18 protein-coding genes are annotated in these 18,452 nt (G+C 59.0%); 9 read left to right on the top strand and 9 right to left on the bottom strand.

Annotated elements, in window-relative coordinates:
• Positions 1-91: 91 nt before the first annotated feature.
• Positions 92-586, top strand: coding sequence for a flagellar biosynthesis repressor FlbT (gene flbT / locus FMN63_RS21565; RefSeq protein WP_148586207.1), 495 nt, complete (start codon positions 92-94; stop codon positions 584-586).
• The gene (gene flaF, locus FMN63_RS21560; protein ID WP_148586206.1) at positions 468-833 is read left to right on the top strand and encodes a flagellar biosynthesis regulator FlaF; all 366 of its coding nucleotides are present in this window, start codon (positions 468-470) and stop codon (positions 831-833) included. Before flbT ends, flaF begins: the two co-directional genes overlap by 119 nt.
• A gap of 304 nt (positions 834-1,137) precedes the next feature.
• Here the strand turns inward: flaF and FMN63_RS21555 are convergent, their stop codons facing one another.
• The 7 genes from FMN63_RS21555 to FMN63_RS21525 form a co-directional block, all read right to left on the bottom strand.
• Positions 1,138-2,709 (bottom strand): GMC family oxidoreductase, encoded by a 1,572-nt coding sequence (locus FMN63_RS21555; protein ID WP_148586205.1) that lies wholly within the window; start codon positions 2,707-2,709, stop codon positions 1,138-1,140.
• An 18-nt stretch (positions 2,710-2,727) separates the two neighbouring features.
• On the bottom strand, positions 2,728-3,252 hold the full coding sequence (locus FMN63_RS21550) for a Twin-arginine translocation pathway signal (RefSeq protein WP_148586204.1): 525 nt from the start codon (positions 3,250-3,252) through the stop codon (positions 2,728-2,730).
• An 18-nt stretch (positions 3,253-3,270) separates the two neighbouring features.
• Entirely contained in the window at positions 3,271-3,666 is a 396-nt protein-coding gene (locus FMN63_RS21545; protein WP_148586203.1) for a VOC family protein, read from the bottom strand.
• A gap of 113 nt (positions 3,667-3,779) precedes the next feature.
• Positions 3,780-4,073 carry a ribbon-helix-helix domain-containing protein gene (locus FMN63_RS21540; RefSeq protein WP_148586202.1) on the bottom strand — a complete coding sequence of 98 codons (294 nt, stop codon included), beginning with the start codon at positions 4,071-4,073 and terminating at the stop codon, positions 3,780-3,782.
• A gap of 270 nt (positions 4,074-4,343) precedes the next feature.
• A complete protein-coding gene (locus FMN63_RS21535; RefSeq protein WP_148586201.1) occupies positions 4,344-5,879 on the bottom strand; it encodes a flagellin family protein in 1,536 nt (511 codons plus the stop codon).
• Positions 5,880-5,892: 13 nt separating this feature from the next.
• Positions 5,893-7,746, bottom strand: a complete 1,854-nt coding sequence (gene flgK / locus FMN63_RS21530; protein WP_148586200.1) for a flagellar hook-associated protein FlgK — start codon at positions 7,744-7,746, stop codon at positions 5,893-5,895.
• 74 nt (positions 7,747-7,820) lie between these two features.
• Complete coding sequence (locus FMN63_RS21525; protein WP_148586199.1) at positions 7,821-9,212, bottom strand: flagellar hook protein FlgE; 1,392 nt, start codon at positions 9,210-9,212, stop codon at positions 7,821-7,823.
• Between the two features lie 310 nt (positions 9,213-9,522).
• Between FMN63_RS21525 and FMN63_RS21520 the strand changes: the two genes are divergently transcribed.
• The 7 genes from FMN63_RS21520 to FMN63_RS21490 all read left to right on the top strand — a co-directional run bounded on the left by FMN63_RS21520 (position 9,523) and on the right by FMN63_RS21490 (position 16,860).
• Positions 9,523-10,368, top strand: coding sequence for an AAA family ATPase (locus FMN63_RS21520; RefSeq protein WP_148586198.1), 846 nt, complete (start codon positions 9,523-9,525; stop codon positions 10,366-10,368).
• Positions 10,369-10,465: 97 nt separating this feature from the next.
• On the top strand, positions 10,466-11,005 hold the full coding sequence (locus FMN63_RS21515; protein ID WP_209001265.1) for a hypothetical protein: 540 nt from the start codon (positions 10,466-10,468) through the stop codon (positions 11,003-11,005).
• A 61-nt stretch (positions 11,006-11,066) separates the two neighbouring features.
• A complete protein-coding gene (locus tag FMN63_RS21510) occupies positions 11,067-11,591 on the top strand; it encodes a SixA phosphatase family protein (protein WP_148586197.1) in 525 nt (174 codons plus the stop codon).
• A gap of 46 nt (positions 11,592-11,637) precedes the next feature.
• Positions 11,638-13,152: a YcjX family GTP-binding protein gene (locus FMN63_RS21505; RefSeq protein WP_148586196.1), complete on the top strand. Its 1,515-nt coding sequence runs from the start codon at positions 11,638-11,640 to the stop codon at positions 13,150-13,152.
• Complete coding sequence (locus tag FMN63_RS21500) at positions 13,149-14,198, top strand: YcjF family protein (protein WP_148586195.1); 1,050 nt, start codon at positions 13,149-13,151, stop codon at positions 14,196-14,198. The genes FMN63_RS21505 and FMN63_RS21500 overlap by 4 nt, the downstream gene beginning before the upstream one ends.
• A 325-nt stretch (positions 14,199-14,523) precedes the next feature.
• Complete coding sequence (locus FMN63_RS21495) at positions 14,524-15,699, top strand: vWA domain-containing protein (protein WP_148586194.1); 1,176 nt, start codon at positions 14,524-14,526, stop codon at positions 15,697-15,699.
• Between the two features lie 33 nt (positions 15,700-15,732).
• Entirely contained in the window at positions 15,733-16,860 is a 1,128-nt protein-coding gene (locus tag FMN63_RS21490; protein WP_148586193.1) for a class I SAM-dependent methyltransferase, read from the top strand.
• Positions 16,861-17,079: 219 nt separating this feature from the next.
• Here FMN63_RS21490 and FMN63_RS21485 read toward each other — a convergent pair whose 3' ends face one another.
• A complete protein-coding gene (locus tag FMN63_RS21485) occupies positions 17,080-17,505 on the bottom strand; it encodes a universal stress protein (protein ID WP_162855080.1) in 426 nt (141 codons plus the stop codon).
• A 68-nt stretch (positions 17,506-17,573) separates the two neighbouring features.
• A complete protein-coding gene (locus FMN63_RS21480; protein ID WP_148586191.1) occupies positions 17,574-18,362 on the bottom strand; it encodes an AraC family transcriptional regulator in 789 nt (262 codons plus the stop codon).
• Between the last annotated feature and the right edge of the window lie 90 nt (positions 18,363-18,452).

Raw genomic sequence — 18,452 nt, 5'->3', positions numbered from 1 at the left:
ACCGGAGGCGATTATCATTAAAGTATCGGGGGCAAACCGTTAACGGTTTCGTTAACGTTTCATGGCGATACTTCTGCGTGGAGGTCACGGAATGGCGCTCAAGGTCGAGCTAAAACCGGGCGAGCGAATTATCATTGGGGAAAGTGTCATCACCAATGACAACCAACGTACTCGCCTATTTATCGAAGGCCAGGCCCCCATTCTGCGAGAAAAGGATATTCTCACGCCGGCCACTGCGGATACGCCAGCCAAACGGGTCTACCTGGCCGTTCAGCTGATGTATCTGTCAACTGACTTGGAGAAGATTCAGGAGAGTTACTTCAGCCTCGTCAATGACATAGTGAAGGCCGCGCCGAGTACGATCCCTTTTGTCACCAGGATTAGTAACGCCATACTAACCGGCGCCTTCTATAAAGCACTGAAAGAAGCACGTAAGCTCATCGAGTATGAAGGGACGCTGATCGGTCATGTACAAACAGGCAGCGCAGGCTTACCAGAAAACGAGCCAGGTGGCGATGTCACCGAGGGAGCTGGAAGCGAATCTGCTGATGAAAGCCGCAGCCCGGCTTCAGTTGATCAAGGATGAATGGGCGAATTCCTCGCTTGCGGAAAAAGATGACGCCCTGGTTTACAATCGCAAGCTCTGGACAATTCTCGTGACGTCCGCGACCAGTGCTGAAAGCGAACTGCCTCAGGAGATCAAGAACAACATCGCCACGCTCGGCTTATTCGTGTTCAAGCAGACAATCACAATCATGTCGACTGATGATGAAACCAAGCTCGGAACCATCATCAACATCAACCGATCGATTGCCGAGGGTCTGAGAAGCTGATCCCGGCACTGCCGATTCAAGAACAGTCTTGGAAAACACGACCCGTTATCAAGAAAGGCCGCCAAGGTAACCTCGGCGGCCTTTCTCTTGACTGCAACGTTCCAACTGCCCTCCCCCGGTAGAAACGGAGGAAGTCTCCGCCGGGGATCAGCGGATCCTCAAGCTGCGGGCAGAAATTGCAGCCGAGACACATGCATCACTTCCGGAAATACCTGCGTTCCATCGAACGCAGGCAACCGTTTCCGAACCTCCGGGGTGACCGGCCCCTGAAAACGCAAGCTCCCGGAAGCCCGCCATCTCAGGACTACAGATTGCCGGCACTCATCTCCCGGGCGATGTGATCGGCCTGACGGATGGCCAGCGCCACGATTGTCAGGGTCGGGTTTTCAGAAGCTCCCGTGGTGAACTGGGACCCGTCCGACACGAACAGATTGGCTATATCGTGGCTTTGCCCCCAGCGATTGACCACACCGTCACGGGGGTTTTCCGACATCCGGTTGGTGCCCAGGTTATGGGTCGACGGGTATGGCGGTGTCGGGAAGGTCCGGGTCGCTCCGACCGCGTCATAAATGGCTTCCCCCTGCCTGTAGGCGTGATTGCGCATGGCAACGTCGTTCGGATGATCGTCGAAGTGAACATTCGCCACCGGCAGGCCCAGGGCATCCTTCACGTCGTGATTGAGCGTGACCCGGTTCGTTTCCTGAGGCATGTCTTCACCGACGATCCAAAGCCCGGCCATGTTTTCATAGCCGTCGAGTGCACTGGTGAATTCCCGGCCCCACGCGCCCGGATCAAGAAACGCCGCCATGAACGGCAGTCCGAGCGACAGGGTTTCAAGTTCATATCCCCCGACGAAGCCGCGGGAGGGGTCGTGACGGGCTTCATCCTGGATGATGCCGGCCATGGTGGTTCCACGCCACATCTTCACCGGTTTGTCGAAAATGGCGTAAACCGATCCGGTGGTGTGACGCATGTAGTTTCGTCCCACCTGGCCGGAGCTGTTGGCAAGGCCGTCCGGGAACATCGAAGATGCGGAATTCAGCAAGAGCCGTGGGCTCTCGAACGAGTTGCCGGCAACACACACGACGCGGGCCTTCTGAAGCTGCAGGTTACCGTCCTTGTCGAAATACTCGACACCGGTCACCTTGCCCGTGTCGTCATGAAGGATCCGCGCGACCTGAGCGTGGTCGCGAACCTCCAGGTTTCCGGTTGCCTCGCCGCGTGGAATATCCGTGTAGGCGGCCGACCACTTCGCTCCCCATTTGCACCCCTGGAAACAGAAGCCTGTCTGCTGACAGGAGATACGCTCGTCATAATCGTCCGAGTTGATGGCCATCCGGCCCGTGTGGACTTCCTTGTAACCGAGCGCCTTGGCGCCTTTTTCGAAAACAAGGTAGTTGTTGTTGCCCGGCAAACCGGCCCGGCCACCTGTCCGCGTGACACCCAGCTTTGTTTCGGCAAGCGTGTACCAGGGGTCCATTTCCTCCCCATCGATGGGCCAGTCCAGCAGATTGGCACCCTGAACGTTGCCGTAGGTCGTTTTTGCCTTCCATTCGTGCGGCTGGAACCGGATCGAAGCCCCCGCCCAGTGAATGGTCGTGCCGCCAACCGCCTTGACGATCCAGGCCGGCAGACCGGAAAAGTCCTTGGCCACCCGCCAATCGCCAGATGTGGTTCTGGGATCGACCCAGGCAAGCTGCCCGAAGCTTTCCCACTCGTCGTTGACATAGTCTTCCGGAAGGTAGCGTCCGCCCGCCTCCAGAGCCACGACACTCACGCCTTTCTGCGCAAGTTCGTTGGCAAGCACACCGCCGCCGGCGCCTGTGCCGATTACAACGACAACCGTGTCGTCATTCAGGTCAAAAGGTGCAGCCATTGGTTTCCTCCCTCAGGCTCAAAGCCAGTTTATGTCGTTGAAGCCCCGGTCGATGTAGCCGCCCAACTCGTAGGAGGCCCCCTCGTAGCCAAACAAGGGCCAGACCGCTTTCTGATTGTAGAGACCGGTCACAAGACCGCCCCTGATCCGTTGAAAGAACGGGCTGTCCTCCATGGACCGCAGCAAATCGGCTCTATCGCGCTCCCAGCCGATTGCAAGATAGGAGTCATACCCTCTCCCCTGGGCTGCTCCGTTCAGGGCCTCGATACCAGCTTCGATGTCCTCGGCATGGTCGGGCGTGTCGTATCCCTTGACTGCGATGACGTAGTATTCGTCGCCGACGTGGTCATGCGGATAGATATCCCGCGCCATCTGCACCAGCGTGGCGAAGCTGTCCGGCTTGAGTGCGCTCAGCTCCGTCGCCCAGGCTCCGTCCCTGGCCGCCAGAAATCCCGAACCGGTCACGAAGGCAGCTCCCGCCGCCGTCGCCCGGGCCAGAAGCTGCCGTCTTGTCAAACCTTTCGGACTGTTTTCGGTTTTCATGCTCTCCTCCCATTCAAGTCACTCGTATCGACCGCCGCGCTGAAGCACCTCGATCTGATAGCCATCGGGATCCGCAACGAAGAAGAAACGTGCAATGACGTCCCCTCCCGGAGCGAAGTCGACCAGTTTTCGTGGATTAAGACCTGCAGCCTCGAAGCGCGCGTGCTCGCTGTCGAGATCATCGACGCTGAACGCCAGATGGCCATAGCCATCGCCAAGGTCGTAGGGTTCCGTCCGCCCCTTGTTGACCGTCAGTTCCAGCTCGAAGCCGGTTTCACTGTTACTGAGGTAGATCAGGGTAAAATCGGGAAAGTCCAGACGATCCGCTACGGTCAGTCCGAATGCTTTTTCATAAAAGGAAACAGACCTGTGTTCGTCCAGAACACGGATCATCGAATGAATTGCTTTTGCCACGCGTTACTCCGCTCTGCTTGATTTGGCATGCGGGAAGCGTATCGCGTGGCAACTATCGCCCGGGTAGTATGCTTATACTGCGAGCGGCAAAACTTGCGTTGCAGCGCAAAATATCATTCGGCGGCAATCGAAGCCGCGTGCTGGTTCGCCGAAATCTCAAGGAACTTCAGACAGGCGCAGCGCAGCAGCGATGTGAAGTTCTTCGGCTCGCCCCGCAGTTCAATCACTTCCGAATGCAAGGTCGAGATGAAATGGGGCGTTGTCACCCCTTCCGATGCGGCGATCTGATCCAGAATCGCCCAGAAGGAATTTTCCATACGAATACTTGTGCTCTGTCCGTTGAGCCGCAACCGCCGCGTCTGGCTGGCGTAGCGTTCCGGATCCTGTCCGGCGAATACATGACACATCGGCTCTCCCTCCCGTGGTGTCGATCTTTGCGCGGTATTCCGCGATCCGTTTTTTGAAAAGGGATAATGAAAAGAACGTGCCGTTGCCAAAAACCCCAACCGCCAACCGGTTGGTTCGGGACACCAGAAGATATCCGTCGGGGAAAAAGGCTACATGGAGAGTGTTTCCCCAAAGGGGAAATATTTCAAGGCCTTTCCCCGCCCGGACCGGCAGTCCAGAGAGCGAAGGGAGAAGACCATCCCTGAAAACGCTTGAAGTTCCGGGTGTTCTTACAGGTAATCGGACAGGGTCAGATTGAAGACGATCGACGAAGCCCTGTAGGAAACCTCGATATTGGTCTTCAATTGCAGGATCTCGGCCGCGACCTGATCCTGGTCAATGCCCTCGATATCCGCAATCGTGCCTTCGTAGCTGCTTTTCATCTGCACATGCCGGTCGTCGGTCAGAGACACTGTCCGGTGCGTGATGGCGATGTCCGTTGCAATGTCGGTGATGCCCGACTGATCGACACCCGGCGGCTGAAGGGTGGTCCGCAGGTTGGTCGACAAGGCGTTGTAATACTCTTCATCGAGCGTCGTGCCGCCGGAAAAGTCCGCGGCAATGAAAGCCGAGAGGGACTGTACCAGCTCTCGCAAGGGCGTTTCGTTGGCCCGTACGCCGTATTCTACCGTCAGATTGCTGTCGATCACCGCGTTCTTGTCCGTACGCGGATCGTCCGTTGCCGTGTTCCGGCCGGTATACCAGGCGACAGTGGTCGATCCGCCGCCGGTCAGTGCGGTTGCGCTATCGAAGGGCGGTCCGTCGACCCGCTGCGGCTCCTCACCGCCGAAGGTCTTGAAGAACTCTTCCGCCGCCCATTCGTCAGACACCGATCGAAGAGTTGTCTGGGCCTGATGCTCGATCTCCGCCGCCAGGGCATCGCGCAGGTTCTGTGCGGTTTCCTCTAGATCGGTCCCGATCGCAAATGTACCCTCTTCAGCAGTGCTGTTTGCCGCCGTCAGCTCTATGGAAATCGTTTCGCTGTGGTCGGGAGGCAGGGAGAGCTCCACCGTGATGGTCTCGCCGAGTTCCGGTTGTCCGGTAAACTGCACATCGAAACTGTCCGGGTCCGTGGCCGAAGGCCCGGTGATTGACACATTGGTCAGCGTCGTGACGGCTGAGGCAATATCGAAGCCGAAATCATGCGCCCCATCCTCGGCAATCGTGAAGGTGGAATCGGTCGGCACCAAGCCTGCATAGTTGGTCGTCAGCGCTGAGGTGGTCGTGCGGCCGTTGTTGCCCGCCCCCAGGTTTGCCTGGGAATATTCGCTCATGACGGTCTTCAGCCCGTCGAGACCGTTCGCACCGTCCAGAATGGCGTCAATCCTGGCAACCGGATCCTGAACGGCATCCGTGCCGCCGAAGACGTAAAATCCGGCGACTTCCGTGTTCAGGATGTTGAGAGCTTCGTTCAGCAGCAATTTGGCGCGAGACTGGGTCTGTGTCTGTCCGTCGTCCTGCAGCACGAAATCGTTGGTGTCGAGCGCTGATTTCGCATCCTGGCGGATGTCCTCAAGACGTTCCAGAGACATGGTCGAGGTTTGCAGGTGCAGATTGGCTATGGTGATCGTTTCCTGATAGCTCTTGATCATGTTGACCTTCTGGGTCAGCTCGATATCCAGAAGCCGGCGATCACCCACCTCGCCGTAGGTCGTGCCGACCTTGCCTCTGGCAAGCTGAGTTGTCTTGCTTGCCAGCAGATCGTTGAGCTCGCCAAGCTGGCGGGTCAGATAAGTCCGGGAGGTGGTGATATTCGAAACTGCCATAACGCACCCAACCTTAAACGATGTTCAGGAGCTCTTCGAAGAGATCCTTGATGGTCTGCATGACGCGGGCATTGGCCGCATAGGCGTTCTCAAGCTGAACCATGAAGGCCAGTTCGGCGTCGAGATCGACCGAGTAGCTCTCTTCGTACCGGATGGCGAGGTTCATGGTCAGCGCTTCCTTTGAATCCGCATAGGTCGCTGCGTCTTCCGCCTGGTTGCCCTGAAACGCGACTGTCTGATTGACGTAGTTTACGAGTGTCCCTTCGAAGGGGGTAGACGCACTGCCGATCCCCGAACCCGGATCATAATGTTTGGTCCCGACACTGAGCGCATCCGACAGGAACTTGGCCCGTGCCGGGTCGTTGGATGTGTTCGCGGTTGGTGTGGTCTGGTAATTCACCAGAAGCGCGCTATCGGCCAGAAGATCCGGATTGACGCTGATCCCGGAGGCATAGCCAAGCCGCTGACCACCATTTTCAAGCGCATCGGTGAAGATATCCGTTCCGACCCGCTGGTCGACGAAGATCGCAAGCCCGAGCCCCTGATCGGAATTGGCCGTCACGGTGACATTCGCGCTCAGGCTCTCCACGCTGGTCGGCGCAGTGTTGTCGCCCAGAACGCGCAGGTTGTCCGAGCCGTCGTTGCTGACCAGAAGACCGGTCCCGGACAGTGCCGCAGTGATGTTGGTGATGTAAGTTGCTGGAACGCCGCTGGAAATATCGATCCCGAAGACCGTATCTCCCGGCTTGGCGGTTGCGGAATTGTCCAGCGGCAGCAAGGTGGGATCGTCCACGGCCACCAGGGTGACACTCTGCGGATTGCCGCTGGTATCGGTATAATCCAGCGTGATCGTGTTGCCCGGTTGAAGCGCGGACACATCGAGGTCGAAACCGCTGTCCAGCCCGACCGTCGCAGCCGTGCTTTCAACATCCACATTGGAAAAGGCGAGCGACAACTCGGCGGCGATTGTGTCGAGCTGTGTCTGGGCCTCGACCAGAATATCATCTCGAAGTTCAGCGGACGCCAGCATCGAACCGGATTTCGACGACTGGAAGAGATCATATTCGGTCCCGCCCGGCGTTCTCACCATCACCGAGTTGCCTGCCTGGCCAGGCTGCAGCAGATGCGTGGCATCGAATGTCAGCGTCGAGGCCTGATTGTCGTCATAAAGCTGGTCACCGTTGGCGGTGCGAATGGAAATCGAACTGTCGCCGTTCTTGGTAACGTTGATATCGAGATAGCCTGACAACTGCTCAATCAGCCGGTCGCGCTCGTCTTCCATGTCAGCGGTCGAAACCCCGGACTGGGCGGCGGCCTGGATGGCTTCGTCAATGTCCTTGATGCTGGAGAGCAGTCCATTCACGCTGTCTGTCTGTGCGACCAGCGCATTGTCCGCTTCCTGGCGCAGACCAGCGATCTGCTCATGGGACGAGTTCAGTTCCCGAGCGAAAGCTTCCGCTGCCGAGACCACATCCTTTTGCACGGCATAATTGCCCGGATCGTTCACCAGGCTGGCAAGGGAAGAGGCCAGGTTGCCTGCAAGGGACGACAAGGAACTCTTGTCGTCGATGGTGCCGAAAATATCGTCCAGCCTGTCGGTAAAGTCCGCAATCTGGCGGGAATAGCTGGTGTCGGCGAGAGAGTTGAAATAGTCGGACTGGATCTGCTCGTTGACGACGCGGCGCACTTCAGTTGCGTTCAGTCCCGCAACATTGCCGTTTCCGTCGAAATAGACATTCGCCGAAACTATTTTCTTGGAATAGCCAGCCGTATCCGCGTTCGCGACGTTGGACGCAGTTACGTCCAGCTGACGCTGATTATAGGTGATTCCGAAAACCGCGGTATTGAGGGCGCTTGTAAGACCCATGGCGGCTTCTCCTTCGTACTACGCGAAAAGGCCAGGCTGGCCGGCGGGTCTAGACCCCGCCGGCCAAGGCGGGATTACCGAACCATATTCAAGGCATCATCGAGCATTTCGTCCGCAGAAGTGACGATCCTCGAGTTCGCTGAATAGGCTTGCTGGGTGATGATCAGTTTGGAAAACTCGTCCGCGATATCGGCGTTGGAGAGTTCCACCTTCTTGGCCAGGATCTGCCCGCCACCGGAAAGATCAGCGTCTCCCGATCCGGCGGTTGCCGCAAACGCGGCACCGTCAACACGCTGCAGGTCCTGCTCGGCCTCGAACGTCGCGAGCGGGATCTGGTAAACGGGACGCTGCTGGTTGTTGGAATAGCTGGCGATCACGCGACCGGAAGCATCCACAGCCACCCCGATCAGTTCACCTGCCGGATAGCCATCCGGGTCCAGCGATACGGAGCTGGCCCTGCCATCCTTGTCGGAATACTGGGTCAAGGACCCGTCAGCGAATGAAAACTCGACGTCCGTAGCGGTGGTACCACCGATGGTGAGCGAGGAAATGGTGAAACCGTCACCCGAACCGTTCACCGCTGAACCTGTCATGGCACCAGCAGTCAGGGTGGTCATTTCACCCGTGTCGTCAAACTGGATGGTTCCCACATCGTACCAGGCATCGGTCGCATCGCCGCCAGTGCCGATATACATCGACCAGGCATCGTCCACGACGGGGGGACCGGCGTCATAGTTCGCGGTCTTGGCATACCGGATCTCGACGGCCATCGCTGTGCCGTTCTGGTTATAGATCGTGGTGGACCCGCCCGAAATGGAGCTGTTTATGAAGTCGCCTTCGTCCGCGACAGCAACGTTACCGGCCCCGACGGAGGCGTTCAGAAGAGCCGTGGATTCATCAGTGCCATCATAGTCAGTAGTCGCGGGAACACGCGGCAGGTTGGCCTGGTAATCGACTGTCGTGGTGGCGGACGCCGCAAGAGGCTGGTTCTCGATCTGGACCACGGTCGGGTTGTCGCCGATCGCATTGCCCGTGTTCGGGTCCAGCGGAAAACCTTCCAGGTAGTAGCCCGAGCTGTTGATCAGATAACCTTCCTTGTCACGCTCGAAGTCGCCAGCGCGGGTATAGTAGGTTTCGTCTGCGAAGGTGGTTGAGCCATCGACAACATCGGACGCCTTGGTCACGACAAAATAGCCCGGACCATTGATGGCCAGGTAGGTGTCTACATCGACCGACGTAATGTCGCCCTGCACCGTATTGGTGGCACGGGATGTAGCGAAAGTGGTTCCGGACACCTGCTGAGCCTGCTTGGACCCGCCACCGGAAACCAGATCGGAAAAAGTGGTGTCGAGACGCTTGTAACCGGTCGTCTGCGAGTTTGCGACGTTACCGGAAATATTTTCCAGAGCCTTAGCCTGCGCAGCCAGTCCTGAGACAGCCGAGTTGATAGCCCCATAAATACCCATTTTCGGTCCTCTTTATAGATCGGGCACTGCGACGCGGGCTTCCGCCCATGATCGGCCTTCCTCCGCAAAGGCCGTGCCAGTTTGAGGAATTCTGACATTCTCTTTTTATTTCAGAGACTTGGTTAGTTTTGCTCTCGCCAAAAGGGAAAAACCAACCCGGCAGGTCATGACCCAACAGGCAAAATCTACCGCGCCGACCAGCCACAGAGGTTCAAAATTGCCGCGCGCCGGTGCTCCTGCCTTTTACGGGCTTGCACAGCCGCGCGCGGCCTGCCACCTTGCGCCCGACTGAGGAAAAACGGACGGCCAAATGCGCTTCGAAGGAACTGAAAGCTATATCGCCACGGAAGATCTGCGGGTTGCGGTCAATGCCGCAGTCGCCCTGGAGCGACCGCTACTGATCAAGGGGGAGCCCGGCACCGGCAAGACCGTGCTTGCCGAACAGGTTGCAGCAGCCCTGAAAGCCCCGTTGATCGAATGGCATGTCAAATCCACCACAAAGGCTCAGCAGGGTCTTTATGAGTATGATGCGGTCTCGCGCCTGCGCGACAGCCAGCTCGGCGACGAGCGCGTCAAGGACATCAACAACTACATCCGCAAGGGCAAGCTCTGGGAGGCGTTCGACGCAGCGCAGCGGCCGGTTCTGCTGATCGATGAGGTCGACAAGGCCGACATCGAGTTCCCGAACGATCTTTTGCTGGAACTCGACCGCATGGAGTTCCACGTCTACGAAACTGGCGAAACCGTGCGCGCAAGGCAGCGCCCGATCGTCATAATCACGTCCAACAACGAAAAAGACCTGCCCGACGCCTTCCTGCGCCGGTGTTTCTTCCATTTCATCAAGTTCCCCGATGCCGAAACCATGACGGAAATCGTCGAGGTGCATTTCCCGGGCATCAAGCAACGCCTCCTGTCGGAGGCCCTGCGCCTCTTCTATGATGTGCGAGACGTTGCGGGGCTGAAGAAGAAGCCGTCCACCTCCGAGTTGATCGACTGGATCAAGCTGCTTTTGAACGAAGACATCGACCCTGAAACCCTTCGTCAACAAGATAGCTCCAAACTGATACCGCCGCTGCACGGCGCGCTGCTGAAGAACGAGCAGGACGTGCATTTGTTCGAGCGCCTGGCGTTCATGGCGCGCCGGGAGCGGTCGTGAAGTCCGGGCTGCGACCAGGATAGCCAATCGACCCTGATCGCTCTTTTGCCTGGCGGCAAGAAGGCGATCTTCGGGATCTGGTGACGAGGAGACTGACTTGGCGAAACAGGCCGCCGCCCTTCTAGTGCTGGCGATGCTCGTACTGCCGACGGCCACGGGTGCGCCTGTTCATGCGCAGGTGCCGCCCGAAAAGGACGCGGGCTGGCAAAGCGACGTCGGCGGATTGCGTCATTTCACCGGCCTGCGCTGCCCCGACATGATTGGCGATTACTACCGCATCAAGGTGATGGAGGGTGATGCTGTCAGCCAGGCGGGATGCATCTACACCGGCCGTGACGGCATAACCGCGGTCCTGCGCAAGCATCTTCAGGGGACCGGCCGCAGAGAAGCGCTGACATTTTCCCGCAATTACAAAGCGGCCGGCTTTGAACCGATCAAGCTGACCGGGGTAGCAGGTTCCGGCGTATCCTTCCGGACCCGTAGCTGGACACCGACGAGCCTGTGCGAAACGCTGTGGTACTTTTCCGGTGCCACATCGGACTATACATTATGGCTGTCTTACACACTGCCGACCCAAGAAGTGGAGATCGGACCGGCTGTCGGCGCCTTCACCAAGGCGCTTTCCAACCAGAATTGATCCGGCAACCCGGTCCTTGCGCGCCGGTACGTCTCCAACATCCAGAGAACCAGGAAAGACGATGCGGCTCCTCTTGTTCAGACATGCGAAATCAGACTGGGGCGATCCGAACCTGGACGACATCGACCGGCCGTTAAACGGCCGCGGCAAAACCGCATCCGTCAGGATGGCTCGCTACATGCAGGAACAGGGCCTGAAGCCGAACCAGATCCTGTGTTCCACCGCGCAGCGTACGCGAGAGACCCTCGCCCGCCTTCTGCCCACCCTCACCCAGGAAACCCAGATCCACCTGGTGTCCGACCTCTACCAGCAAAGCGAAGACAACTATGCCGGTTTGATCCGCCGCTACGGCGGCCGTGCGCAGAACGTCATGGTCATCGGTCACAACCCTGCCACCCAGGACACGGCTCTGGACCTGATTGGCACGGAATCTTCCGGTGCGCTTACCGACATCCAGGAAAAATTTCCGACCGGTGCTCTTGCGGTGATTGATTTCGATATTGCCGACTGGTCGGAGCTGCAGCCCGGGACCGGACATCTGGAGCGGTTTGTCAAACCGCGAGACCTGAAGGACGATACCGCCTAGGGCTTCGGATGACATCCGGATTGCACTTGGCACCGCCCGCGCCTACATGAACGCGCTGGAGGCCCTTGTGAACCCATTGACGACACTTGCAGAAGAAACCCGGCTGACACTGGCCAACCTTGCCGACGCGGCAACCGATCTGGCCGTGCCAAGCGTAAGGCTGGGCGTGACGGGCCTTGCACGGGCGGGCAAGACCGTTTTTCTCACCGCGCTCGTGCACAATCTTGTTCACGGCGGCCGTCTGCCGCTGTTCAGCGCTGCCTCCGGCCACCGGATGACCGGCGCAAAGCTTCAACCGCAACCGGATGATGCCGTACCTCGCTTTGACTACGAGGCGCATGTGCGCGCCCTTGTCAGCGAACGGATCTGGCCGGAATCGACCCGTCAGGTTTCAGAACTGCGCCTGACCATAGACTACGAAAGCGCCTCCTATTTTTATCGCAAGCTCGGCCCCGGTCGGCTGCATCTCGACCTGATCGATTATCCCGGCGAGTGGTTGCTGGACCTGCCCCTGCTCGGCAAGGATTACGCCACCTTCTCCGCCGAAGCCATGCAACGCGCCCGGGCGGACAACAGGGCGGAGATTGCAGAACCGTTTCTGAAGATCCTCGCGGCCACGGATGCCAACGCACAGGAAAGCGAGCCGGCAGCACAGGAACTGTCTGCAAGCTTCAAAACCTATCTGGCGGCGTGTCGTGCGGATGCCCACGCCCTGTCGATGCTTCCTCCTGGCCGTTTCCTGATGCCGGGCGATCTGGACGGCTCCCCGGCACTGACCTTTGCCCCGCTGGACATTCCCGCAGATGCCTCCCCCGCCAGAGCCGGTACCTTGCGCGCGATGATGGAGCGGCGGTACGAAGCCTACAAGACCCATGTGGTGCGGCCGTTTTTTCGAAATCACTTCGCCCGTCTCGACCGACAGATCGTGCTGGTCGATGTGCTGCATGCCCTGAACGCCGGCCCACATGCAATCGCGGATCTGGAAACAGCGCTCACCGAAGTTCTGGGGGCCTTCCGCCCTGGCAAACGAAGCTGGCTGTCTTCGATCCTGTCACGCCGGATCGACCGCATCCTGTTCGCGGCGACCAAGGCAGACCACTTGCACAGATCGGACCATGACCGGCTGGAACTGATCCTGAAGAGACTGGTTGCCCGGGCCGAGGAACGGGCGACGTTCAAGGGGGCCGAGGTCGAGGTTCTTGCCATGGCCGCCGTGCGCGCAACGCGCGAGGCGACGGTCAAACATCGCGGTGAAGCACTTCCCGCCATCCTCGGAACGCCGTTGCCGGGGGAACGACTGAACGGCGACACCTACGATGGCAAAACCGAAATCGCCATGTTTCCCGGTGACTTGCCGGACAATCCTGAATCACTTTTTGGACAAGCTGATTCAGTTTCTGAAGCGCTTCGAGCAAGTTTTCAAACCGCACAGGCAGATCTTCAGTTCCTGAGATTCCGGCCACCGGAACTCGACAAGACCGCCGAGGGCCTGACATTGTCTCTGCCTCATATCCGGCTTGACCGCGCCCTAGAATTCCTGATCGGAGACCGCCTGGCATGACCGGTTCACAGCCCCCGTCCCATCGCAAACCGGCCGCCTTTCGTCTCGACGACGCCAAGGTCCGCGTGACCGATGACGAAACACGGATGCCCACGGCTGGCGAAGCGCTGGTCACACAGGCTTTTGTCGACGAGGAAGAGCCTCGCCTGCCCCGCGCCGCCAGCACGCCCAGATCTGGATTTCGCTTCGGCAAGTGGTTGATGGTCGGCTTGTCCGGTCTTGTCTCGCTTGCCGTCGGCCTTGCGGTCGACAGCCTGATACGGGATCTCTTCGCCCGAACCGACTGGCTGGGCTGGCTGGGTCTTGCCCTTGCCGCCCTGGCCGCACTCGGCCTTCTCGGGCTGATTGCCCGCGAGATTGCGGGCCTCATGCGCCTTGGCCGCATTGACCACCTTCGGGACGGGCTGCAAAGCGCCGCCGAAGCGGATGATGCAAAGGCGGCATCCGCGGGCCTGAAGGAACTCCTCACGCTCTACAAGGATCGTCCCGAAACCGCGCAGGGGCGCAAGGCCCTTGCAGGGCACATGCGGGAAGTGATCGATGGCCGCGACCTAGTCAAACTGGCCGAACGCGACCTGCTCGGCCCGCTCGATCTGGAAGCCCGGCGCATCGTGATGAACAGCGCAAAGCGCGTCTCCATCGTCACGGCCGTCAGCCCGCGGGCACTGGTCGACCTGCTGGCGGTTCTGTTCGAAAACCTCCGCACGATCCGGCGTCTGTCCGCGCTTTATGGCGGGCGGCCCGGCACGCTTGGCTTTCTCCGGCTTGCCAAACACGTCATGGCGCATCTGGCGGTCACCGGTGGCATGGCCGCAGGCGACAGCCTCGCCTCTCAGGTGCTGGGCCACGGGCTCGCGGCACGGCTTTCTGCCCGTCTGGGCGAAGGCATGGTCAACGGCCTGCTCACAGCCCGTATCGGCATTGCGGCAATTGCCGTGTGCAGACCTGCCCCGTTTGTGGCCAGCACCGGCCCCACCATTTCCGAATTCATGGGCGAACTGGTCTCGTTTGCCAAAAAAGAAGAAGATCCATCCGGTAAGTCCTGAGACCTGGACGTGAAGTCATCCAGCCGAACGGCCGGCCCCCCCGGCGACTTGGCGAGCTTCTGACGTTGTCAGACAGGCAAGTTTTGGTCGTGAGTTTCTGTGCATGACCTCATCTTCGCAAAAGGCCTACGGTTCAATGCATCAAACGAGCCCATTTACAGGCTGAACTAACCAACTGAAGCACCGCCACGACACCATCCTCGCTTCGACGTCCTGGAAGATAACCGACCCGTTACGCTCCAGTCGCAAGAGGCTTCGAAGCCTCGTGTCAAAGCGTCCGTTTTGCCCCTCGACAGGCTCCTGCCGGGAACTTACCTTTCACAGCATGTTCATTACCTTCTTCACCGAACTGAAATCGGCCGGCATTCCGGTCTCGCTCCGCGAATATCTGACGCTTATGGAAGCGCTGGACAAGGATCTGGCAGAAAAGAGCGTCGAGGATTTCTATTTCCTTGCCCGTCTCACCCTGGTGAAGGACGAGAGCAATCTGGACAAGTTCGACCGGGTCTTCGGCCATGTCTTCAAGGGGCTCGACCTCATGAGCGACGTACCGGCCACCGAAATACCGGAAGAATGGCTGCGCCGCCTGGCCGAAAAACACCTGAGCGAAGAGGAAAAGGCGCAGATCGAGGCGCTCGGCGGCTTTGAAAAGCTGATGGAGACCTTGCGGGAACGCTTGAAGGAACAGCAGAAACGGCACCAGGGCGGCAACAAGTGGATCGGCACAGCCGGCACGTCGCCGTTCGGTGCCTACGGTTACAATCCGGAAGGCGTACGCATCGGTCAGCACGAAAGCCGGCACCGGCGCGCGGTCAAGGTGTGGGACAAGCGCGAGTTCAAGGATCTGGACGACACCCAGCTGCTGGGCACGCGCAACATCCAGGTGGCCCTGAAACGGCTGCGCAATTTCGCACGCACGGGCGCCGCGGAGGAACTGGATCTCGACGACACGATCCGGGCCACCGCCCACAAGGGCCTTCTGGATATCAAGATGCGCCCGGAGCGGCACAACGCGGTCAAGGTACTGCTGTTCTTCGACATCGGCGGGTCGATGGACGACCACATCCGGGTCTGCGAGGAACTGTTTTCAGCCGCGCGTTCCGAATTCAAGGTGATGGAGCATTTCTACTTCCACAACTGCCTTTATGAATATGTCTGGAAGGAAAACCGCCGCCGACACACGGAGCGCATCCCAACCATGGACGTGCTGCACAAGTATCCCTCCGACTACAAGATCATCTTTGTCGGCGACGCCTCGATGAGCCCCTACGAGATTGCCTACCCCGGAGGCTCGGTGGAGCATTGGAACGAGGAAGCCGGCGCCGACTGGATGCAGCGGGTCACCGGGCTTTACAAAAGCGCGGTCTGGCTGAACCCGGTCCGGCAGGAACACTGGCACTACACCCATTCCATCCAGATGCTGAACGAATTGATGGAAGGCCGCATGTTTCCCATGACCGTCGAAGGCCTGACGGAATCCATGAAGGAACTGGCCAAGTAGGTTTTCCATTCATAAGGCGCAGAAAGGGAATACATGGCACGGACCACAACACCCGATCACCCTTTCTCGCAACCTGTTGCCCATGCAACCACAACCGGCATGTCGGGCGGAGGGTTCTACAACGCCAACTCGGCCGCCCAATGGACTGCCATTGAAACGATACTGCCACTGATAGAAGAGGCGATTGCGACCTTGCCCGTTGATGGCACCGGTCCCATCGGCGTCGCCGACTATGGTTGTTCGGAGGGCCGCAATTCCATTGCGGTCATGAAACACGCCCTCCCGGCGTTGCTTGCTCGCACGGAACGGCCGATCCAGACCTTCCATTCAGACCTGCCCACAAACGACTTTTCTGAACTTTTTCGCAGTCTCAGACAGGATGGCGGTTCGGTATTCGGTTCTGACAGGATCTACTCTGCCGCTATCGGTGGCTCGATGTACGATCAGCTCTGCCCGCCGCAAACCCTGCACCTTGCCACCACCTTCAACGCCATTGGCTTTCTCTCCCGCCGTCCGGTCGACAAGTTGCCAGGTTACATTTTGCCTAATGGGCCAAGTGTGGCGCGGGCAAACGGTTATGTCTCAGAAGAAAACCGGCGCGCCTTCGCTGAACAGGCGAAACAGGACATTGCCCGTTACCTTGCCGTCCGCGCAAAGGAGCTGGTTCCAGGGGGGAAGCTGCTGGTCGAAGTGTTTGGCTCCAAGGGACCGGCTCGAACCTGTGACGGACTATACGACCTTCTGAACGATGCGGTTCTGGACTTCGTCGAAACCGGAGACATCAGCAGGGACGCCTACGACTGCTATTACCAGCCGGTCTATATGCGTGAGCTGAAGGAACTTACCGACCCGGTCACCGATGAAACCTATGGTGCCGCCGGGCTTTTTTCGCTCGATCGGGCGATGGAGTATGAAATTGCGGTCCCCTTCGTCGACCGCTTCAAGAAAGACGGCGACCTCGACCGCTATACCAGCGATTATGTCAATTTCTTTCGCGCCTTCACCGAAGCGGTGCTGCGCGCGGCACTGCCCGAAAGCCCATCGCGAGAGGACCTGATCAATCGGATCTTTGCAAGAGCTGAAGACCGCCTGAAGGCCGACCCCAGCCTCTACCCCTTCCGGTACGCAGCCGTCGCCATTCTGCTGACGCGCAATGGCTGACGACTGGAAATGACCAGCCGGTCGACTTTGATAGACCAGGCATCGAGCGGCCGACGTGATGCATGACGCTCCAGGGTGTCGCCTCATAAATGAAGATGAAATGGCTTCACCGCGTGTCGTCACCATGCTTTACCGGGCATAAAGCCCGCTCAGTGCATCCTTCCTGACGCGGTTTTGCCATGTCTCATGCCATTTCGTCTTCGGTTTTGGGTCCACACCCTAGCTGCGCAGCACCATGACCGAGCACGGTGCGTGCCGCACGATATGCGCAGCGTTCGAGCCGACGAAATAGGTCGACAGGCCCGGCTTGTGAGATGTCATCAGCACCAGATCGCAGCTTGCACGTTCCGCTTCCTCGATGACTTCATGGTACACCGACCCCATGCGCACGGTCAGATCAATGGCGCCTTCGGGAACGTCCAGATCTTCGGCGATCTTGTCGAGGATTTTCGAGGTTTCCTCGAATTCACGCTTCTGCCAGCCATCCGGAAGCTGGCTTGCCACAAAGCTCTGAACCTCCGGACACACCGCCATCAGGTGGATCTTGGAGCCGTAGTCGCGGGCAAATTGCGAGGCTTTCGCAAGGGCTTCCGCGGCAAAGCCGGTTTCAGCGGGATCAACGGGTACGAGGATTTTCTTGAACATCTTTTGTCTCCCCAAAAAGCAGGTGAACCTTTTTTGCGCCCGGGAGAGTTGGGTCGCCATGACAAGGATCAATCCGCGTCAACACCGTCGAAGTAACGGCCGGGGGTGACCCCGAAGGCCTTTTTGAAGGTCGACACAAATGCGCTCGGCCCCTCGTAGCCGAGTTTGTGAGAGACGTCGGAAACGCTGCGCCCGGAGGCAAGCAACTCAAGCGCCCGGAACAGCTTCACCTGCCGGCACCAGGTCCGGTAGCTGAGGCCGGTCTCCGCCTTGATCCGCCGCTCGAACGAGCGAACGGACGTCGCACAGCGGTCCGCAGCCTCGCTCAGCGAGGGAATATGCGCCGGGCATCGCACCACGCCTTCGCACAGTTCGCGAAGCCTGGCATCCTGCGGCATTGGCAGTTGGAGTGGAGCGACCGGCAGCATTTTCAGCTGATCCAGGATAACCGCGGCGATCCGTGCCGCCGGCCCCTTGTCCGTTTCCGAACGTGGATAGGACATGAACTCCAGGATAAGCGCTCTCAGCAGGGTCGTCACCTGCATCACCTGCGGTGTTTGCGGCAGATCCCGCGTGTAATCATATTGGACGTAGATGTAGCGCAGCTCGGTGTCGGTCAGATACCGGGTCTGGTGGCTGACCCTGGGTGGCAGCCACACGGCCCGCTCGGGTGGCACGAAATAGGTGCCCATTTCCGTGTCGATGGCAATCGATCCGCGGATCACATGAAACAGCTGTGCAGCATCATGCGAATGCCAGCCGTTGTTCCGGCCCTGAAGCTGGGACCGCGCATACCCGATGATCGGCGCGGCCACCATCTCTTTCGGAAACTCGGCAAGTTCAGGATGAATGCTCATGCGCCGGATCGTATACCTTCACCCCGAAATTTCACAGTCAGGCCTCTCCGGTTCGTCACCTTCAGCATCATCTGATGCCTCCCCCCACAA

The organism is Stappia sp. BW2, assembly GCF_008107695.1.
GTDB lineage: Bacteria > Pseudomonadota > Alphaproteobacteria > Rhizobiales > Stappiaceae > Roseibium.
Note: the sequence above shows the minus strand (reverse complement) of the source record. Positions and strands in the feature narration are given on the sequence as shown.

Excerpts from the sequence above, each read along its gene's own strand:
- flbT (WP_148586207.1), top strand. The coding sequence starts at position 92 with ATGGCGCTCAAGGTCGAGCTAAAACCGGGCGAGCGAATTATCATTGGG.
- flaF (WP_148586206.1), top strand. The coding sequence starts at position 468 with ATGTACAAACAGGCAGCGCAGGCTTACCAGAAAACGAGCCAGGTGGCG.
- FMN63_RS21555 (WP_148586205.1), bottom strand. The coding sequence starts at position 2,709 with ATGGCTGCACCTTTTGACCTGAATGACGACACGGTTGTCGTTGTAATC.
- FMN63_RS21550 (WP_148586204.1), bottom strand. The coding sequence starts at position 3,252 with ATGAAAACCGAAAACAGTCCGAAAGGTTTGACAAGACGGCAGCTTCTG.
- FMN63_RS21540 (WP_148586202.1), bottom strand. The coding sequence starts at position 4,073 with ATGTGTCATGTATTCGCCGGACAGGATCCGGAACGCTACGCCAGCCAG.
- FMN63_RS21535 (WP_148586201.1), bottom strand. The coding sequence starts at position 5,879 with ATGGCAGTTTCGAATATCACCACCTCCCGGACTTATCTGACCCGCCAG.
- flgK (WP_148586200.1), bottom strand. The coding sequence starts at position 7,746 with ATGGGTCTTACAAGCGCCCTCAATACCGCGGTTTTCGGAATCACCTAT.
- FMN63_RS21525 (WP_148586199.1), bottom strand. The coding sequence starts at position 9,212 with ATGGGTATTTATGGGGCTATCAACTCGGCTGTCTCAGGACTGGCTGCG.
- FMN63_RS21520 (WP_148586198.1), top strand. The coding sequence starts at position 9,523 with ATGCGCTTCGAAGGAACTGAAAGCTATATCGCCACGGAAGATCTGCGG.
- FMN63_RS21510 (WP_148586197.1), top strand. The coding sequence starts at position 11,067 with ATGCGGCTCCTCTTGTTCAGACATGCGAAATCAGACTGGGGCGATCCG.
- FMN63_RS21505 (WP_148586196.1), top strand. The coding sequence starts at position 11,638 with ATGAACGCGCTGGAGGCCCTTGTGAACCCATTGACGACACTTGCAGAA.
- FMN63_RS21500 (WP_148586195.1), top strand. The coding sequence starts at position 13,149 with ATGACCGGTTCACAGCCCCCGTCCCATCGCAAACCGGCCGCCTTTCGT.
- FMN63_RS21495 (WP_148586194.1), top strand. The coding sequence starts at position 14,524 with ATGTTCATTACCTTCTTCACCGAACTGAAATCGGCCGGCATTCCGGTC.
- FMN63_RS21490 (WP_148586193.1), top strand. The coding sequence starts at position 15,733 with ATGGCACGGACCACAACACCCGATCACCCTTTCTCGCAACCTGTTGCC.
- FMN63_RS21485 (WP_162855080.1), bottom strand. The coding sequence starts at position 17,505 with ATGTTCAAGAAAATCCTCGTACCCGTTGATCCCGCTGAAACCGGCTTT.
- FMN63_RS21480 (WP_148586191.1), bottom strand. The coding sequence starts at position 18,362 with ATGAGCATTCATCCTGAACTTGCCGAGTTTCCGAAAGAGATGGTGGCC.